The 19,101-nt window shown below is 67.1% G+C and carries 16 protein-coding genes and 1 pseudogene; 5 read left to right on the top strand and 12 right to left on the bottom strand.

All coding sequences use genetic code 11. From position 1 onward, the window contains the following. Positions 1–459 (top strand): PaaI family thioesterase, encoded by a 459-nt coding sequence (locus tag D2V17_RS03770; protein WP_119591800.1) that lies wholly within the window; start codon positions 1–3, stop codon positions 457–459. Positions 460–470: 11 nt separating this feature from the next. After that, complete coding sequence (zapE, locus tag D2V17_RS03765) at positions 471–1,583, top strand: cell division protein ZapE (protein WP_119591799.1); 1,113 nt, start codon at positions 471–473, stop codon at positions 1,581–1,583. A gap of 180 nt (positions 1,584–1,763) precedes the next feature. Here the strand turns inward: zapE and D2V17_RS03760 are convergent, their stop codons facing one another. The 12 genes from D2V17_RS03760 to D2V17_RS03705 form a co-directional block, all read right to left on the bottom strand. Next, the gene (locus tag D2V17_RS03760) at positions 1,764–3,662 is read right to left on the bottom strand and encodes an XrtA/PEP-CTERM system amidotransferase (protein ID WP_119591798.1); all 1,899 of its coding nucleotides are present in this window, start codon (positions 3,660–3,662) and stop codon (positions 1,764–1,766) included. Between the two features lie 11 nt (positions 3,663–3,673). After that, entirely contained in the window at positions 3,674–5,230 is a 1,557-nt protein-coding gene (gene xrtA, locus D2V17_RS03755) for an exosortase A (RefSeq protein WP_119591797.1), read from the bottom strand. Next, positions 5,220–6,458, bottom strand: coding sequence for a TIGR03087 family PEP-CTERM/XrtA system glycosyltransferase (locus D2V17_RS03750; protein ID WP_119591796.1), 1,239 nt, complete (start codon positions 6,456–6,458; stop codon positions 5,220–5,222). Before D2V17_RS03750 ends, xrtA begins: the two co-directional genes overlap by 11 nt. Then, a complete protein-coding gene (locus D2V17_RS03745) occupies positions 6,458–7,516 on the bottom strand; it encodes a FemAB family XrtA/PEP-CTERM system-associated protein (protein WP_119591795.1) in 1,059 nt (352 codons plus the stop codon). Before D2V17_RS03745 ends, D2V17_RS03750 begins: the two co-directional genes overlap by 1 nt. Continuing rightward, entirely contained in the window at positions 7,513–8,424 is a 912-nt protein-coding gene (locus tag D2V17_RS03740) for an XrtA system polysaccharide deacetylase (protein ID WP_119591794.1), read from the bottom strand. Before D2V17_RS03740 ends, D2V17_RS03745 begins: the two co-directional genes overlap by 4 nt. A 24-nt stretch (positions 8,425–8,448) precedes the next feature. Continuing rightward, positions 8,449–9,708, bottom strand: coding sequence for an XrtA/PEP-CTERM system-associated ATPase (locus tag D2V17_RS03735; RefSeq protein WP_119591793.1), 1,260 nt, complete (start codon positions 9,706–9,708; stop codon positions 8,449–8,451). Positions 9,709–9,728: 20 nt separating this feature from the next. Continuing rightward, a complete protein-coding gene (locus D2V17_RS03730) occupies positions 9,729–11,366 on the bottom strand; it encodes a porin family protein (RefSeq protein ID WP_119591792.1) in 1,638 nt (545 codons plus the stop codon). 5 nt (positions 11,367–11,371) lie between these two features. Further along, positions 11,372–12,367, bottom strand: a complete 996-nt coding sequence (locus tag D2V17_RS03725) for an AAA family ATPase (protein WP_119591791.1) — start codon at positions 12,365–12,367, stop codon at positions 11,372–11,374. Positions 12,368–12,377: 10 nt separating this feature from the next. Next, entirely contained in the window at positions 12,378–13,898 is a 1,521-nt protein-coding gene (locus tag D2V17_RS03720; RefSeq protein WP_119591790.1) for an XrtA system polysaccharide chain length determinant, read from the bottom strand. A 16-nt stretch (positions 13,899–13,914) separates the two neighbouring features. Next, positions 13,915–14,556 carry an XrtA/PEP-CTERM system exopolysaccharide export protein gene (locus D2V17_RS03715; protein ID WP_119591789.1) on the bottom strand — a complete coding sequence of 214 codons (642 nt, stop codon included), beginning with the start codon at positions 14,554–14,556 and terminating at the stop codon, positions 13,915–13,917. Between the two features lie 201 nt (positions 14,557–14,757). Beyond that, positions 14,758–15,984: a pyridoxal-dependent decarboxylase, exosortase A system-associated gene (locus D2V17_RS03710; RefSeq protein WP_119591788.1), complete on the bottom strand. Its 1,227-nt coding sequence runs from the start codon at positions 15,982–15,984 to the stop codon at positions 14,758–14,760. After that, positions 15,981–17,495 (bottom strand): acyl-CoA ligase (AMP-forming), exosortase A system-associated, encoded by a 1,515-nt coding sequence (locus D2V17_RS03705; RefSeq protein WP_245978505.1) that lies wholly within the window; start codon positions 17,493–17,495, stop codon positions 15,981–15,983. The genes D2V17_RS03710 and D2V17_RS03705 overlap by 4 nt, the downstream gene beginning before the upstream one ends. 20 nt (positions 17,496–17,515) lie before the next feature. On the opposite strand from D2V17_RS03705, the gene D2V17_RS03700 reads away from it, so the two are divergent. The 3 genes and pseudogenes from D2V17_RS03700 to D2V17_RS03690 all read left to right on the top strand — a co-directional run. Then, on the top strand, positions 17,516–18,502 hold the full coding sequence (locus D2V17_RS03700; RefSeq protein ID WP_245978504.1) for a GNAT family N-acetyltransferase: 987 nt from the start codon (positions 17,516–17,518) through the stop codon (positions 18,500–18,502). An 11-nt stretch (positions 18,503–18,513) separates the two neighbouring features. After that, positions 18,514–18,807, top strand: coding sequence for an acyl carrier protein (locus D2V17_RS03695; RefSeq protein WP_119591787.1), 294 nt, complete (start codon positions 18,514–18,516; stop codon positions 18,805–18,807). Positions 18,808–18,813: 6 nt separating this feature from the next. Beyond that, a pseudogene (locus D2V17_RS03690) lies at positions 18,814–19,101 on the top strand (hypothetical protein); the annotation flags it as partial.

Raw genomic sequence — 19,101 nt, 5'->3', positions numbered from 1 at the left:
TTGGCTGACGCGAACGAGCCGGCCCAGCGCCGCGAACATCCTGACTATCCCGGCTGGATCGATGCCGCCTTCGGTGAGCCGGAGCATTACAACCGGGCGGTGATGGGCACGCTCCTGATCCGGCGCGACAGCCCGCAGGTGGCGCGCCTGCGGATGATCCCCGAGGAGCGGCACAAGAACCAGTACGGTGTCGTCCACGGCGGCATGATCCTCGGCCTGATCGACATTGCCGGTTTCGCTGGCGCTACCGAATTGACTGACGGCACCTTTCCCGGCGGGGTCACTATCGAGTTGACCAATCACTTCGTGGGGGCGGCTGACCCCGATCAGCCGCTGGATGCGACGGTTGAGGTCATCCGCGAGACGGGGAAGATGGTGTTCGTGCGTGGCACGGTCGAGCAGGATGGCGTGATCCTTGGCTCGTGGTCCTCGATCCTGCGCAAGATTTCGCCGCGGTAAGAGGCGTCACGATGAGCGTATTGGCGCGCTACGAACGGCTCGTCACCGACGGCCAGCTCCGCCCCGATCCCGACCAGCGCCACGCTGCCGAGAGGCTCGACCGGCTCCAGCGCGAGCTGGAAGCCGAGGAAACCGGCGGACTGCTTGGCCAGCTGTTCGGTCGCAAGAAGGTGCGACCGCAGGGCGTTTACATGTGGGGCGGTGTCGGACGCGGCAAGTCGATGTTGATGGACCTGTTCCACGACAACCTTGCGATTCCCGAAAAGCGACGGGTCCATTTCCATGCCTTCATGCAGGAAGTTCACGCCCGCCTGCGCGATGCCCGCAAGAGCGAGAGCGGCGATCCGATCCCGGTGATCGCGCGCGACATTGCCAAGGGTCTGCGCGTGCTCGCCTTCGACGAGATGGTGGTGACCAATTCGGCCGATGCGATGATCATGAGCCGGCTGTTCACCGCCCTGATCCGCGAGCATTCGATTGCCGTTGTCACCACCAGCAACCGCCCTCCGCGCGATCTCTACAAGGACGGGATCAACCGCGACCTGTTCCTGCCCTTCATCGCGCTGATCGAGGAGGAGCTGGACGTGCTTCCGCTCGACGGGCCGACCGACTACCGGATGCAGCGCATCGGCGGGCTCGACACCTGGCACTGCCCGTTGGGTGATGAGGCGACGGCCAGGGTGCGCGAAGCCTTCTTCCGCCTGACCGACTTTGCGCCCGAGGATGCCGCCAATGTGCCCAGCGCCGAACTCGATGTCGGCGGTGGGCGAATGCTGCATGTGCCCAAGAGCCTCAAGGGTGTGGCGGTGTTCAGCTTCAAGCGCCTGTGCGGCGAGGCGCGCGGTGCGCCTGACTATCTCGCCATTGCACGAGCCTATCACACGGTGATCCTCGTCGGCATTCCGCAGATGGGGCCGCAGATGCGCAACGAGGCCGCCCGCTTTGTGACGCTGATCGACGCGCTGTACGAACACCGGGTGAAGCTGTTCGCGGCGGCAGCCTGCGCGCCCGATGACCTCTATCCTGCGGGCGACGGGGCCTTCGAATTCGAACGCACGGTGAGCCGCCTCAACGAGATGCAGAGCCAGGAATATATGGCGCTCGGCCATGGTGAGGGTGACTGACTGCCCCATCTGTGCTCCAAGCATCGCTGGCCTGCGGCTGTCCTTCGAGACGTTCAGACTGCGTCTTCGCTCCTCAGGACGAACGGGGTTGGGGTGCTGTGACATATCCGTTCGTCCTGAGGAGGGCACGAAGCCGAAGGCTGAGCGCCCGTCTCGAAGGACCGAAGAGACCTACGCCGTTTAACCCGTAATCCCCAGGCGGGCCAGCGAACGATCCAGCATCACCAGCTGCCACAACAGCCGCCCGTGATCGCTCCGCCCCGCGATATGCTCTTCCGCCACCGCCGCAAGCCGCGCATTGTCGAACCACCCTGTCCGCGCCAAGGCCGAGGGCCCGGCGATCCCGCGCGCCTTGTCGGCCAGCGGCCCGCGGAACCACTCGGCAATCGGGGTCACGAACCCTTGTTTGGGGCGATAGAGAATGTCCTTCGGCAGATAGCGCTCCATCGCCTTCTTGAGCAGCCACTTGCCCTGCCCGCCCTTCACCCGCAGCCCCTCAGGCAGACGCGCGCAGAACTCCACCAGATGATGATCGAGCAGCGGCTCGCGCGCTTCGAGGCTGACCGCCATCGAGGTGCGGTCGACCTTGGTGAGGATATCACCCGGCAGCCAGAACGTCAGGTCAGCATATTGCGCGGCATCGAGGCCCGAGCGCGCCGGTGCTCCTGCCATCCGCTCGATCAGCAAAGCCTCGCCGCGATAGTTTCCGATCTGCCGGGAGAGCGCTTCGGAATAGAGACCGAGCCTTACTTCCGGCGGCGTCACCGACAGCCCGCGCGCATAGCCCTGCGGCCCTGTCCCCGCGAGCGATTGCAAGGTCGACTTGAAGCGCAAGGGGCGCGGGAGCCAGTCGGCCTTGGGCCATGCCGCACCCAGCGGAGCGAGCGCCTTCTCGCGCAGCGCTTGCGGGATCATCGCCCGTACCCGCTCCTCATGCGCGTGGAACACCTGCCGGCGATAGCCCGCCAGCGCCTCGTCTGCCCCGTCACCCGAGAGCGCCACAGTCACGCTTTCGCGCGCGAGCTGGCACACGCGCCATGTCGGCAGCGCGGAGGCATCGGCGAAGGGTTCGTCGAACATGCCGGCGATGGCGTCGATGGCGTCGAATTGGTCGGCGCTGACCGTGCGGGCGGCGTGGTTGGTGCCGAACAGTTCGGCCACGCGCTCGGCGTAGCTGGTCTCGTCGGCGCTGGCGATATCGAAGCCGATCGAGCAAGTGCGCACAGGTTCGCGCGCCTCTTCCGCCATCATCGCCACCACGGTCGAGCTGTCGACCCCGCCCGAGAGGAAGGCCCCGAGCGGCACGTCGGCCACCATGCGCGAGGAGACGCCCAGCTTCAGCCTGTGCAGCAGCTCCGCCTCCAGATCGCGCTCGCTGCCCTTGTGGCGGTCGGCAAAGGAGATGTCCCAATAGCGGCGCGGCTGCGGCACTGCGCTGTCGTGCCGCAGCATCAGCGTGTGCGCAGCGGGCAGCTTCTCCACGCCCTTGAGGATCGAGCGATGATCGGGAACATAGCCCCAGGTCATGTAATCCTCGATCGCCAGCGGATCGACCTCGCGGCGCAGCAGCGGATGCGCGAGCAGGCCCTTCAGCTCGGAGGCAAAGGCCAGCGAGCCGTCGGCCAGATGCGCCATGAACAACGGTTTCACCCCGAACCGGTCGCGGGCGAGGAACAGCGCACGCTCGCCCTGATCGTAGATCGCGAAGGCGAACATCCCGTCGAGCCGCCGCACGCAGTCCGGGCCCCAGCGCCGCCAGGCCGCAAGGATTACCTCGGTATCGCCATCGGTGCGGAACTGCTCGCCGAGCGCGACCAGATCACGGCGCAGCTCGCGGTAGTTGTAAATCTCGCCGTTGAACACGATGGCCGCGCGCTCGTCGGGCGAGAGCATCGGCTGCGGCGAGCCTTCGATGTCGATAATCGACAGGCGACGATGGCCAAGCGCCACACCCGGCGCGCTCCAGACGCCCGCGCCATCCGGCCCGCGATGGGCAAGCACGTCGCACATGCGCGCGACCCGGCCCGGATCGACCGGCTTGACCGTGCCACAGTGAAAAATGCCAGCGATACCGCACATCGGCGTTGGGCCTAATCCAAGCCGACGATGCGGTCCATCCATTTGCCGGACGGGCCGATAGCGTCGAGAAAGTCGGCAATGGCAGCCTGCGCTTCCTCGCCCCCACCCTCTGCCGAGACTATCATCGTCGCGGTCGGCCGGGCGGTGAACAGCAAACGGTCGCGCATTGTCAGGGCCTTGAGTTCAAGGCGGCTGCTGCCCGTCCAGTCGCCATGGCGATACCAGGTCATGGCGAGGCGCGGGTGGAGACCCACGGCCTGAAGGCGGTCACCCTTGCCGCCGTCAATAGCGGGAGCTTCGCCAAGCCAGCGCCATTCGGTGTCCAGCGGCTGCGCGCCCTCGCCATAGGCCCCGGCCTCGCGGCCTTCTTCCTGCGCCGCATAATAGGCGAGGAACACGTCGACCCGCTGGCCGGTGGCGCTGCGATAGGTGCCGAACAGGCGGCGGTCAGCGCCGGGAGAATCGGGCCGCCAGCTCCACGCCTGCACGGTCGGCACCTGCTCCCAGCCTGCGACTTGCGGCAGTACGATAGCCTGCGGCAGCGGAGCCTCAACCGCGCGTGCCGCGCCTGCCCATGCGGTTGCGCCAAGGGCCAGCGCAAAGACCCCGGCGAGCACTGCCCAGCCCGGCGCCGCAAACCGTTCGAGCCGCGCGATCCAGCGCGCGCCCTCGATCCCGGCGAGGTCGATGGCGGGCTCGTCCACCCTGCGGTCGAAGAAGCGCCAGCCTGCGCCGATCAGGACCGCCATCACCACCGCGAAGAAGATCCAGCCGTAGAAGATATGGTCGAACCCGGCGGCGAATTCGATGCCCTGAAACTGCGCAATGTAGATCGTGCCCCAGGCGCGCACGCCGTTGGCGATAATGGGAACGATGACCGAGGCTGCCAGAAAGGCCATCCGCCGCCAGACCGAGCGATAGCACTGGTTCGCGATCAGCGTGCCCAGCGCCACCATGGCGACGAGAAACTTCACCCCCGAGCAGGCTTCGGCCACTTCGAACAAGCCGACCGGGGTGTCGATGAACACGCCCTCGATCTCGGCCGGAATGCCCGAGGCATGGGTAAGCGCAATGGTGATGTCCGCCGTGATCATTTGCAGGACAGGCACCAACTCGTCGCCAAAAGGTACGAGGAACAGGCTGTAAAACAGCGGGAACAGCAGCGCATAGGCAACCCGTGGGCCGAGCAGCGCCAAGGCAGTTGCCGGCAGCATTGCCACCGCGCCAAGCTGGCTTGCCGTGGCCAGCCCCGAAATGTTGCCGAGCAACCAGACGAGCATGGCCCCGGCAAGTGCGAGCAAGCCCGGCCACCACGCGCGCGGGGTCAGGCGGGCCAGTTCGGGCAGACGCTGCCACACGAGCCAGGCAAGGATCGGCGGCACGAACAGGATATGGTTATAGGTCGAATTGCTCCACCAATGCCCGGCCATAGTGACCCATTCACCGGCAAACAGCGCCAGCAGCGCCGCCCATGCGAGCGCGAGGTGCAACAGCGGGGCGCGCCACTGCGGGGCGATGCTCTCGGTCAGCGGAGCGCGCGTGGGGGAGGAGATCGCTTCAAGCCGCATTGCGACGAGCCGTTCGTTCGGGACCGGGCGTTAGGCCGACGATGTCCGCCAGCGGAGCCATCATGGCGGGCCAGCTCATCCGGTCGAGCACGAGCTGGCGCGCAGCCTTGCCGACCTTCTCGGCGCGGAACCTGTCATCCGCCAGCGCGCAGGCTTGCGCCACAAATTCAGCGTCGCTGTCGCAGCGCAGGAAGTGCTCGCCATCCTCGCCGTCGATCCCGGTCAGCGCTTCGGGCGAGGCGAGCACGGTCTTTGCCATGGCCATGGCCTCCAGCACCTTGTTCTGCACCCCGCGCGCAATGGTTAGCGGTGCGACAACCATGCTGGCCGCTGCAAGAAACGGTCGCACGTCGGGCACTTCGCCCCACACCGTCACGCCCTGCTCGCTCGCCAGCTTGCGCACCGCCGGGGTGGGTACCCGGCCGACGATGTGGAACTGTGCCGCAGGGTGAAGCGTGAGGATCGCGGGCATGATCCGGCGGGTGAACCGCTCCACTGCGTCGATGTTGGGGGCATAGTCCATCTGCCCCGAGAACACGAAATGCGGGCCGGCGGCGTTTGCCAGATCGCGATGCGGGCGGACCTTGGCCGGATCGTAGAGCGCACAATCGATGCCGTTACGCAGCGCGCCGATGTTCGGCACGCCGGGGCAACGCGCGCGCATCAGGGCTGCCTCTTCGTCGCTCACCAGCAGCGAGCAATCGGCACGGGCGGCAAGCTGCGCTTCGTAGTGGCGCAGCAGCCGCCCCTCGCGGGCATGGACCCAGCGCATCGGCAAGCCGCTCTTTGCCGCGTAGGCCTCGAACTTGGCGGAATCGACATCGACGAAATCGACCACCAGCCGCCCGGACCAGTCGTGTGGAACATATTGCCCCATCTGGCCCGAGAAGATGTAGATTGCTGCGATGGGGCGGTTCGTGAGCGTGTCGCGTACCCAGCGATACAACGCCTTGTTTTCGAAGGCCGAGATGCTGATCGCAGCGCCCGTTGCCAGTGCCTCGATCCCGGCAAGGGGCAGCGGCTTCGTTCGCCGCGGCATGCAGTAACTCGCCGCCAGTGCGGCCAGCGCCTTCTCCTCGGCCATATCGGCATCGGTCTCGCCCAGACAGCCGACATGCACGGGAGCCAGCGCCGCCAGCGCCTTCAGCACATTGTGCGAGCGGATCTTGTCCCCCCGGTCGGGCGGAAAGGGCGTCCGGTGCGCGAGGAACAGGATCTCGCCCGCCATCAGCCGAGTCCTCGCGCGATCAGCGGGCCGAGCCGGTTGGCGACGGCCAGCGGCAACCGCTTCCACGCAGCAATGCGCGACTGGTGCTGCGGGCTGAGCGGATCGGCATCGCGCGCCTCGCATCCGGGCACGGTCCATTCGGCATAGGTCAGCGGCTGTGGCTCAAAGCCCCAGGTCTTCTTGTAGGCATAGGGGCCGGTGCCCGTCTTGCTGCGCCCGAAATCGAACGCGATGCAACCCTTGCGGCGGGCATGGCACATCAGCTCGTAATACATGCGGTCGTTGCTGCGCAGACGGCGCGCGGCATAGGTGCCGCCGCCCCAGTAGGGCATCACCGCGCCGCCGTGATAGAACGACAGCACCGACGATACCGGCACGCCCTGATGGCGCACGGTGAGAATATCGGCATCGAGCGCATCGAGCGCGGCATCGAACAGGCTGCGCGGAAACACCGGCGTGCCAAGGTTGCGCACGCTTTCGGCATAGACGGCATAGTGCGCCGCGCGCTCGCCCTCCTCGCGGCCAATGGTGACTTCCAGCTCGGGGCTGAGGCTCTTGCGCACTTCGGCGCGCTGCTTGCGCGGGATGGCGGCGAGCTGGGCCTCGTCATCCTCGGCCAGCGGCATCACGAAGCCGCAATAACGCTCGGTGAGCATGTCCCACCCGGCGCGAGCCGGTCCGCCGCGCAGCTCCACGCTGGAGCACGACAGACGCTGCGCAAGTTCCTCGACCGCCTCGATCAGCCGCTCTGCCACGCGCTCATCCAGCGCAAGCGCGCCGCCGTTGACCGCAAAGCCCGAGGAAGCCAGCGTGCGCCCGAAGATCGGCGAATGCAGTTCGGTGAGCGGCATCCACCCGGTGAGCGCCCCGCCCTTCTCTGCGATCAGGCCCAGCGCGCGCTGCCCGGTGCCGCGCTCCACCGCATGGAGCCATTGCGGCCTGTGAAACACGCTGCCGCCATGCAACGCCACGAACCCCTCGATGCGCGCGCACTCGTCGGGCTGCGACAGCTCGGCAAGGCGCACGGTTTCGGTGGTCATGGCGAAGGGCGCGTTCATTGCGCGGCGTCCAGCAAGGCCGCCTCGCGCGCGACCACCGTGTCGACCCGGTCCCACGCAAACTCGTTCACGACGCGCGCGAGCTTGCCCGCCATCTTGTCGAGATTGGTGTAGTGCCGAAAGCGCGAGCGCAGCGGGGCATCGGCCACGCGCGGCTGCTGCGGGTCCACCTCCCACGGGTGGAAATAGAAGATCGCGGGCCGTCCCTCGCGGCCATTCACCTGCCGGATCGCCCAGCGGCTGAAGCCATAGGGCAGCACGCGGAAGAACCCTCCGCCGCCTGCGGCGATACGCCTGCTGCCGAGCATCGCGGTGGTAACCGGCAGCTCGATCAGCTCGGCATCGGCCAGCGGCCGGAAGGCAAAGCGCGGGGCTTCGGGCCAGCCATAGTGATCGTGCGCCACCGGGGCCACGCTCGACGAATAGGTATAGCCCTGCTCGGCCAGCACTTCGAAGGCCCAGGGGTTGCGCTTGTCGATCGAAAAGCTCGGTGCGCGATAGCCCTTCACCTCGGTTCCGCCCGCATCCTCGAGCACACCGCGCGCCCGCGCGATGTCTTCGGCGAACTCCTCGCGGGTGAGCGTGAATACGCGCGCATGATCCCACCCGTGGCTGGCGATCTCGTGGCCTGCCTCGGCGATCCGGCGGATCAGCCGCTTATGCCGCTCGGCCACCCAGCCCAGCGTGAAGAACGTGGCCTTGACCTGCGCCGCGTCGAACATGGCGAGGATCGCCTCGACATTGCGCTCCACCCGGTCCTCCAGCGAGGGCCATGCGTCACGCCCGATCACCTTCTCGAACGCGCCGACCTGAAACCAGTCCTCGACGTCGACCGACAGGGCGTTGACCACCCTCGCGTGGGTGGCCGTGCCCTGCTGCACAGGGCGATCTGGCGTAATCGCGTTCATGTGGCGCAGCCCCCCGACCGCCGCTCAGGCGGCCTTGCTCGATTCCATTTCCGCCTCGATCCACTCGATCAGCATCGACAGCGTCTGGCGGATGGTGCGTTCCTGCTCGAAGGTGCGAGCCTCCAGCTTGGCCATGTCCGCCCGCAAGGCTTCGATCTCCGGCTTCAGCAAGCGTTTGACGCTCTCTTCCGCCTGGCCCGACAGATCGAGCACCGCATGTTGCAGCTCGGCGATCTGCTCGCGCATGGAGTCCTGATCGGGATCGGCGGGTGGCGCTTTTTCCGCCCTCGCCGCCAGTTCGTCGAGCGCTTCACCAAGTTCGGCAATGCGCACGTCGCGTTCGGCCAGCAGGTCGTCGATCAGCTGCGGATCGATTGCAGGGACAGCAGGCTGTTCGGCGGCGGCGCCTGCATCAGCCGGTGCCTCGGGCCGCGCAAAAGAGCGCAGGGTCTTTACGGGCGCGAGATGGGCCGTTTCGGACGCCATCTCGTCCAGCACATGGTCCAGCAGCTCGCCGTCGATCACCGCGATCCGGTCAAGCGAGCCGAGCATCAGCACCCGGTTGACGATCTGGTTGACCTTGCGCGGAATGCCGCCGCTGGCCTCATACAGCTTCGCGAACACACCCTCGCCAAACTGCGGGTTGCCCTGCCAGCCTGCGGTCGTGAGCCGGTGCATCACATAGGGTTCGACCTCGTCGGCCTGCATCGATTCGAGATGATGGGCAGCGATGACACGCTGGCGCAGCTGTTCGAGCGCAGGCTCGTTCTGCAAGGTGTTGCGAAACTCGGGCTGGCCGAGCAGCAGCACCTGCAACAGCGGGTGGCTGCCAAGCTGGAAGTTCGACAGCATCCGCAGCTCTTCCAGCGCCGAAACCGACAGGTTCTGCGCCTCGTCCACCACCAGCAGGCAGCGACGGCCCGCGCGCGCTTCTTCGTGCAGGAAGGCTTCGATCTCGCTCAGCGCCGAGGCCTTGTCGTGCCCCGCCACCTGCAGACCGAACGCGCGCGCGACGACATGGACGATCTCCTCGCCATCGAGATGGCTGGTGACGACCTGCGCGACCGTGACCTGGTTCTCGTCAAGGCTGCGGATCGTGTGGGCGGCCAGCGTCGACTTGCCCGCGCCGATCTCGCCGGTGATGACGATGAAGCCCTCCCCCTGCGCGAGGCCATAGCCGAGATAGGACAGCGCCTTGCGGTGCGTCGCGCTGCGGAAATAGAACTCCGGATCGGGGGTCAGCTGGAAAGGCCTTGCGGTAAAGCCGTAGAATTGGTCGTGCATCTGTGAACTCCCGTAGTCCGTCAGAAGGAATAGCGCAGGCCGACTAGGGCCGATGCGGAGGTGTAATCGGGCAGGCTTTCGCGCGAAATTCCATCGAGGCCGACGGCTGCCGTGCCGCTCAGGCCCGCGATCAGGCTTCTATAGTACGAAAGCGTTGCGCTGTAACCGACGGAACTGCCAGCATTATCGAGTCCAGTTTCGAACCATGAGGCCGAAGCGCCGAAGTTGAGACTGGAGCGACGATCAAGCCGGCGCGTGGCAAAGGCCGAGATCCAGTAGTTCTCGTCGGTAAGGCCATCGATAGCGGCCAGCACCGTGCCCGGCGCGGCGATATATTTGCGCCGCTCGTAGCCGAGCCCGAGCCCGAGCTGGGTGCGGCCCATGGTGCGCGCGAAGCTGGCGCTGACACCGCGGCGGCGATAGATCGCCGAACGCAGTGAGCCGAGCCCCGCCAGCGTGCAGTTGCCGCCTTCGAGGCTGCCCACGCAGCCGCCAAGGTCGCCGGTCACCGGATTGCGGATCGCCTGGAAGCTGGTGCTGAGGCCGTTGAGCGAATTGGCCATCTGCCCACCGAAGCCGGTGATCTCGTCGAAAACCGAGACATTGAGCGAGGTATTGGCGTTGGGCGCATAGGACAGCGAGCCGTAGTAAGTCGACGAATCGTAACGGCGGCCGACCGAGGCGGTGAGGCTGGTGCGGCGGCTCGGTCGCCACATCACGCCCACGTCCCAGATCAGGCCGTCGGTGTCGTAGGCAATCTGGCGCGGCTTCGTATCGTCGGTGACGAAGCGGCCATCGGCGCCGATCACCGGCCTGCCCTCGCTATCGCGCAAGGCATCGCGGGTCGACACTTCGACGTCTTCGTAGCCCACGCCCCCGATCAGCGCGACCTCGCGCGTGACCGGCACCGTGATATCGGCCCGCACATGACGGTCATCCACCCGCTGGTCGAGATTGGACACGTCCTGACGGTTCCAGCCCGCCCCCACACCCAGCCCGACAGGAAGAACCGTATTGGGGGCAATTCCTGCGTGCAGCCGGGCGGACTGGCTGATGCTGTCGTCGAACACGTCGACCAGTTCGCCGGTCGAGGAGACCGGCACCACATCGGGCGAATCGACCCGCGAGTAGCCGATCAGATAGGCCCCGCTGACGGCGACATCGCCGACGTTGGTTTGCAGGCTCGGCCCGGCGTAGACAGAGTATATCTGCGTGGTTGAATCCGAATTGGTGCCATAGCCGCCAATCGAGGTCGCGCCATTGCGGTCGATCCGGGTCCGCGCCGCCATGCCGCCCGCTTCGAGCGTGAGCGTACGCGGCACCAGCGCCAGCGAGCCGCGCGCAATGCCGGTCAGCGTGTCGACATCGGCGACATTGTCATCCCACCCGATCGAACGCTCGTACCGCAGTGAGACCGATGCGGTGGAGTTGCGTCCCGAAATCGCCGCGTCGACCCCCGCGCCGAGGCGGGTGTAGGTGAACACGTCGGAACCGGGCTGAAGCTCGGCGGTGACGACCTGCGACGCCTGGATGTAAGGCGTGATCCGGGTTCGGCTGCGGTGCTCGCCGCCGGTTTCGCCATCGCGCGCCAGCACCGGGGCGGCAAAAGCGCTGGTCAGGGCCAAGGCCAGAGCGGCGGACGACAGGCATCTGCGCATCGCGGTCAGTCCTCCTGACCGTAGTAGGTGCCGAAGCGGCGGCCGCTGGGGCTGAAGTGCGCCGCGTTGAGCAGCAGCTTGATATCGGGGCAGGCCGACAGCAGCGTCAGCGCATCCTCCAGCGCACTCTGGCCAGTGCGGTCGGCACGGGTAACGACGATCACCTGGCCAACGTGCCGCGCCAGTTCCGCCGCAGGAGAGGCCGCCAGCGCGGGCGGCGAATCGAAGATTACGATCCGGTTCGGCGCATCCGCCGTCAGCCGGTCGAGCACCTGCACCGTGCGTGCGCTGGCGAGAAACTCGCTGTCGGAATTGGTCTGGTTGCCGGCGGGAAGCACCAGCAAGCCGGGGATGTCGGTCTCGATGATGCAGTCCTCGAGCCGGATATCGGGATTGGCGAGCACGTCCATCAGGCCGGGGCCGCTCGGCAGGCCGAAGGTCGAGAGGATCGAGGGCTTGGCGAAGTCGGCATCGACCAGCAGCACTTCGCTGTCTTTCTCCGCCGCCATGGCGAGCGCGAGATTGGCCGCGCAGAAGGTTTTGCCTTCCGAAGGCAGCGGCGAACTGACCAGCACCCGCTGCGCCCGCGCTCCCTTGCCCGCCTCACGCGCCTTGCGCACGGCATTGAGCACCTGCCGCTTCACGATGCGGAACTCTTCGAGCAGTCCCGTCACCTGACCCTCAGGCTGGATCAGCCCCGCGCGCTGCAACTGTTCGCGCGCGATCGGCTCGATATGGCCGGACAGATGCACCGGGGTAAGGTCTGCTACTTCGGGCGTGACGACGTCAGCGACTGCGGCAGCGACTGCGCGAGGGGACACTTGCACGGCGGGGGACGCCACCTGCGGCGCGGGGCGTTTCGGGGCCGGACGGTTGACCGGTCGCGCAAGCTCGGCGGGAACGGGTGCCGCACGCAGATGGTCGGCGCCCCAGACATCCTCGTCGCGGTCGAACAATGAATGGCCAGCGCCGGGGCCGGTGATCTTGCTCTGGTCGGTCATGCCACCATCCTCATGCCACCAGCCCGCGCTGGACGAATTCGAGACCCATCAGGATCACAAACAGCAGCCCTAGCCCGCCAACGCCGGCAGCGAAATACTTGAGACGCCTGGCCCGCAATGCGCGCCCCGCAGGTGTGAACACATGCGACACCGTACCGATCACCGGCAGCCCGATTTCGCGTTCGAGCTGGCTGGCGGTGGCGAAGGTCGAGCCGAGCTTGGACAGCGCAAAGGCGGTCGCCGCTCCGGCACCCAGCCCCACGATCAGCACCCCTGCCAGCAGCAGCGGACGGTTGGGTGCGGCAGGCTTGCGCGGCGTGCTCGGCGGGTCGATCACCTCGAACTTGATCGCGCTGTTTTCGCTTTCGACCTCGCCGCGCAGGCGCAGCTGTTCGCGGTCGTTGAGCAGGTCATCGTAGCGCTTGCGCAGCACGTCGTAATCGCGGCTGATCCGCTGAGCCTCGGCGGTTGCGCCCGGCTCGCGCGCGAGGCTGCTGTTGATCGAGGCGATCTCCGCGCGCAGCGCCGCCGCGCGCGACATCAGCGCCTGCACATTGGCCTCGCGCTCGACCAGCATCGACTGCAGCGAGGTAAAGGCCGGATTGAGCGAACCGCTGCTTCCCGGCCCATCGCGCTGGACGGTCGCACGCAGGTTCTGCACCGTGCGCTGCGCGGCAATGAGGTCGGGGTGTTCGGGGGTCAGTCCGCGCGCCTGCAAGGCGGCGAGGTTCGCCTCGGCCTGCGCCAATGCTGCCTGCGGTCCGCCCGAATTGGCACTGATGATCGTGCGCGGAGTGCTGGCGAGCTGACCGCGCAGGGCGGCAAGCGCACTCTGCGCGGCGGCGAGATCGGCCTCGACGCTGCGCAACTCGTTGCGGGCGGCGCTCATCTGCGAGGCAATCGCTGCCGAACCGCCGACCAGATCGGGGTTGGCCGCCTCGAAGGCCAGACGTTGCTGCTCAGCCTGCGCCAGTTCAGCCTCGCGCGCGGCGAGCTGCTGGTTGAGGAAGGTAATCGACTGCTCGAGTTCGCCGCGCGCACCGCCGAGGTTCTCCTCGCGGAAGATGTCGATCATGCGCTGGGTGACGGTCTGCGCCAGTTCGGCGTTCTCACGGTCGGAAAAGTCGCCGCGACCGATGGTCGCGGTGATCTCGAAGATGTTCTGCCCCTGGCTCTCGACCGAGATTTCCTTGGCCAGTTTGACTGTCGCCGCTTCCATCTCCGCCGGGGTGGTGACGGCATCGCCAAGCCGGGTGGCGCGCACGACCTTTTCCAGATTGACCGAGCTGACCAGCGTCTGGCGAATGCGGTCGATATCGCGCGCACGGCTCGCCGAGCCGATGCCGATCTGGTCGGCCAGCACGTCGTCGAGCTGGATGAAGATGCGCGTTTCGCTCTGGTACGAGTTGGGGATCAGCGCCACGGCGAGCCAGCCCAGCAGGCACACGCCCCAGGCGATGCCCAGCGCCAGCCAGCGGCGGTTCCACACCGCCCATACCGCTGCCCGCACTTCTTCCAGAAGGTGATTCAAGCCCCCCGCCTCCGGCCTAGAACATGCTTTCCGGGATGATGATAACATCACCCGGCATCAGCATGACGTTGGCATCGCTGTCGCCCTTGCGCAGCAGGTCGGACAGGCGCAGCGCATATTCGGTCTGCTTGCCGCTTTCACGGTCGAACCGGATCAGCTTGGCGCGGTTGCCCGCCGCAAATTCGCTGAGGCCCCCCACCGCGATCATCGCGTCGAGCAGGGTCATGTTCGCACGGTAGGGCAGCGATGCGGGTTGCTCGGTCGCGCCGACGATGCGGACCTGCTGGCTGAAGGTGCCGGCAAACTTGTTGACGATGACGGTCACTAGCGGCTCCTCGATATACTGCGAGAGCTGCAGCCGGATGTCTTCGGCGAGCATGGTCGGCGTCTTGCCAACGGCAGGCATGTCGGCCACCAGCGGGGTGGTGATGCGCCCGTCGGGCCGCACCTGCACCGAGGCACCGAGTTCGTCGTTGCGCCACACGTGGATGGTCAATTCATCAAGCGGACCAATGACATATTCCTCGCCCGGACCTTCCTGCATGGCAACGAACCGAGCCGGTTCGAGCTGCGGCGCACTGTTCGTGGCGCAGCCTCCCAGCGTCAGCGCAAGCGCCGCACCGGCAAGAGAGAGACGGGCGATTTGGGTCGTTCGCATCGAAAGTCCTTCACGTGGTCGAACCCGTGGCGCAGCGGGGGACAAACCCGGTGCGGCCGCAAGGCTCGTGGATCCACCTGTGCTTCTCGTCAGAAAGGGTGAACATTGCGTTAGTTTTGCGCCGGAACCCGCCGGAATAGCGGGGTTTAAACGGGCATGTCCCAAAAGGGGACGACTTGCCGGTGGGTAGCCTTACCCCGGTCAGACGAGCATTTCGGCAGCTGGCCCCTGCCCGAGGAAGTTCGCCGGACTGGCGCTGGCACCGTAGGCCCCGGCGCAGAACACCGCCACCAGATCGCCCACCTCGGCGCGGGGAAGCAGCGCATTGTCGGCCAGTCGATCGAGCGGGGTACACAGACAACCGACGACGCTTGCCTCTTCCTCAGCCGCAGCATCGAACCTGCTGGCGATGGCAAGCGGGTAGTTGCGCCGCACCACCGCGCCGAAGTTGCCCGAGGCGGCGAGCTGGTGATGCAGCCCTCCATCAGTGACGAGGTAGGTAGTGCCATGGCTCACCTTGCGGTCGACGATCCGGGTCAGGTAGACGCCCGCCTCGCCGACCAGATAGCGCCCCAGTTCGATCGCGAACTGCGTCTGTTGCAGGCGCTCGGGCAGCTTCCCGAACTGGCCCGCGAGCGCGGAGCCGATGGCGGCAATATCGAGCGGCGTGTCCTTGTCGAAATAGGGGATGCCGAAACCTCCTCCCATGTTGAGGTCCGGCACCGCGACGCCCGCCTCCTCGCCCAGCCGCGCGGCCAGAGCGATGACATTGGCCTGCGTCTCGATTATGGCGGCAGCGTCGAGCGCCTGACTGCCTGCATAGATGTGGAAACCACGCCAGTCCGCACCTTCATCGACGATCCTCCGGGCAAGCGCCGGCACCTGTTCCTCGTCGATCCCGAAGGGCTTTGCCCCGCCGCCCATTTTCATGCCCGAACCGCGTATCTCAAACGCCGGATTGACCCGGATCGCCAGACGCGGCTTCACCGACAACGCCTTGCCCATGGCCAGCGCGCGCGAAATTTCGCCCTCGCTTTCGCAGTTCAGCGTCACGCCGGTGGTGATCGCGGCCTTCAGTTCGGGGTCGCGCTTGCCCGGTCCGGCAAAGCTGATCTCGCGCGCGAGGTAACCCGCCTTGCGTGCGATCTCCAGTTCCCCGCCCGAGGCGACATCCAGCCCGTCGACCAGATCGGCAACATGTTCGAGCAACGGCGGATAGGGGTTGGCCTTCATCGCATAGTGAATGGCGAGCCGCTCCGGCATCGCCGCGCGCAGGGCTTCGGCCCGCGCTGCGATGATGTCGCGCGAATAGACGAACAGCGGCGTGCGCCGCGCCTCCTTCACCAGCGCCGACGCCTTGCGCCCGCCAATCGCGAGTTCGCCGTCGATGGCGGTGTAGTCTGCCGGAATGGGGCCGAGCGGCTTCATGAATGGTCCTTCGCAAGCGCAGCGCGGTCGATCTTGCCGTTGGGATTCAAGGGAATGGCCTCGACCCAGCGGACAACCGCAGGCTGCATGAAATTGGGCAGGTCGGCGCGCAGGGCGGCGCGCAAGGCCTCCTCGTCGCCGCTGCCGCGCACCACCAGATGGATTGCCTGTCCGAGCCGCGCGTCGGGCACCCCGAAGGCGACTGCCTCGCTCACAAGGCCGGTGGCGATGGCGGCCTCCTCGATCTCCTGCGGGCTGATGCGGTTGCCCGCGCTCTTGATCATGGTGTCGGTGCGGCCGACGAAGTGGAGCAGGCCCAGCTCGTCGCGCCGCACGGTGTCGCCCGAGAACACCGCCATGCCGCCATAGAGCGAGGCCTTGGGCGCAGGCTTGAAGCGTTCGGCAGTGCGCTCGGGATCGTTCCAGTAGCCCTGCGCGACCAGCGGCCCGCAGTGGACCAGCTCGCCCTCGCTCGCCACCTCGCCCTTGTCGTCGACCACGAGGATCTCGGCGAAGGGGATGGCGCGGCCCATCGAGGTGGGGTGGTCGTCGACCATCGCCGGGTCGAGATAGGTCGAGCGGAAGGCCTCGGTCAGGCCATACATCGGGAACAGCCGCGCCTGCGGGAACATGCGGCGCAGGGTGCGGACCATGTCCTCGGTCAGCGCCCCGCCCGAATTTGTGAGCCTGCGCATGGGGGCGACGGATTCGGCGGGCCAGTCCTGCTCGATCAGCTGCACCCACAAGGGCGGGACCGCCGCCAGCGTGGTGACGCCATGGCGCGCGCAGGCTTTCACCACGTCGCGCGGGGTGAGGTAGTCGAGCGGGACCACGCTGCCACCGGCATACCAGGTGGAGAGCAGCTGGTTCTGGCCATAGTCGAAGCTTAGCGGCAACACGGCGAGCGTCACGTCGTCCGCTGCCATGCCGAGATAGTGCGCGACGCTCACCGCGCCGAGCCACATGTTGGTATGGCTGAGCATCACCCCCTTGGGCCGCCCGGTCGAGCCGGAGGTGTAGAGGATCGCGGCAAGCGCGTCGGGATCGGCGGTGCTGGGCGGCAGGGCCTCGGCCTCCTGCGCCTCGGCGAGCACGGCCAGATCCTCCAGCGCCGGGCAGCCCTTGGGCAGGTCGCCCGCTTCGAGCAGTGACAGCCGCGCCTTGTTGCCGAGCAGCAGGCTCGCGCCGCAGTCGGCCAGAATATGCGCGACCTGCTGGCGTTTGAGCAGCGGGTTGACCGGCACATGCACCAGCCCCGCCCGTGCGGCGGCAAGCGGCATCAGGCAGGTCAGCTCGCCCTTGCCCGCCCAGCTTGCGACCCGCGCACCCGGCTGTGGCACTCGTTCCTTGAGCCATCCCGCCAGCGCTCCGACACGGCTTCTTAAGGCCTTCCAGCTAAGGACTTCGTGCTTCAGGATCAGCGCCGCGCTATCGTCGCTCCCACGCAGAGCGAGATGGTCGAGCGGCCACGGCGCGGGATCGGGTTCGAACAGGTTAGCAGGCTGCTTCAAAGGATGGGGACTTCTTCGCTGTGACGGCGATCAGCTATCACGCCAGTCTTAACGATGTGCAAGCCCAGCGCTGGGCCGAGGCAGGCCCTTTTGCCCGCCCGCGCTGGTTTGCGCTGCTCGAAGAGGCGGGCAAGCAGCCCCTGCTCGCCTGCGCCAGCGACGGCGCGAAGCAGGTGTGCCTGCCGCTGGAGCAACAGGGCGCGGGCCTTGCCTCGCTCACCAACTGGTATGCCTTTACATGGTCGCCGCTGTTCACGGGCGCCGCACCCGATCCGGCCCTTCTGCACGAGCTTGCCCGCGATCTCGCCCGCCGGTCCCGCCGGGTGGTGCTCGACAAGCTGAGCGTGGAAGACGGCAGCGCCGAACGGCTCGCCGAGGCCTTCCGCCGCACGGGCTGGATCGTGCTCGACGAGCACTGCGACGTGAACCATGTGCTCGCCGTGAACGGGCGCAGCTACGCCCGGTATCTCGCCGAGCGCCCCGGCCAGCTGCGTACCACGCTCAAGCGCAAGGGGCGCAAGGTCGAGGTCACGCTGTCGCAGGCCTTCGACGAGCAGGATTGGGCCGCCTACGAAGACATCTATGCCGACAGCTGGAAGCCCGAAGAGGGCGACCCGGCGCTGCTCAGGCGGTTCGCGATCGAGGAAGCGGCAGCGGGCAGGATGCGCTTCGGCCTTGCGCGCGCCGAAGGCCATCCGGTCGCCGCGCAGTTCTGGACCGTCGAGAACGGCATTGCCTATATCCATAAGCTCGCCCACCGCGAGAGCGCCAGGCCCCTGTCGCCCGGCACCACACTGTCGGCGGCGCTGTTCGCGCAGGTGATCGATGGCGACAAGGTTACGCTGGTGGACTTCGGCACCGGCGACGATCCCTACAAGCGCGACTGGATGGACGAGGTGCGCGAACGCCGCCGCCTCACCTGCCTGCGGCCCGGAGTGCCCGCCAACTGGCCCGAACTGGCCAAGGCTGCCGTGCGCAAACTTGTTTCGCTGGCCCTGCATCGCTAAGTGCCGCTGCCATGACGACCGATCTTACCGCTCCGGTGGCGCAACCCGACGATACCGACGCCATCCTGCGCGCGATCCTGCGCGATGTGCTGGGCCTGTCCGACGAACGCGTGGCGGGGCTTGATGCTAACTCCGGCCTGTTCGGCCACCTGCCCGAGTTCGACTCCATGGCCGTGGCGGGTCTCCTCACCGAGGTCGAGGATCGCTGCGACATCCTGATCGAGGACGACGAGGTCGATGGCGACATGCTCGAGACCTACGGCGCCCTGCTCGCCTACGTCAGCGCCAAGCGCGCCGAGGGCTGACCCCCCGTGCTGACCACCTGGCAAGCGCCCGGCGGCAGCGAGGAACTGGCTATCCGTTGCGGCGATCACGCCAGCGGCCCGCGCCTGCTGGTGCTGCCCGCGTGGTTCGACGAGAGCAACAAGACCCGCCACTTCACCGTCGAGCTGATGCGTCTGCTGGCCGAGCGCGGCGTCGCCAGCGTCCTGCCCGACCTGCCCGGCTGCAACGAGAGCTTGGCGGACCTTACCCGGCAGACGCTTGCCTCGTGGCGCGAGGCATCGGCGGCGGCGGCTGAGCACTTCGCCTGCGCGCAG

The sequence above is a fragment of the Aurantiacibacter xanthus genome (assembly GCF_003584015.1).
GTDB classification, from domain to species: Bacteria; Pseudomonadota; Alphaproteobacteria; order Sphingomonadales; family Sphingomonadaceae; genus Alteraurantiacibacter; species Alteraurantiacibacter xanthus.
Note: the sequence above shows the minus strand (reverse complement) of the source record. Positions and strands in the feature narration are given on the sequence as shown.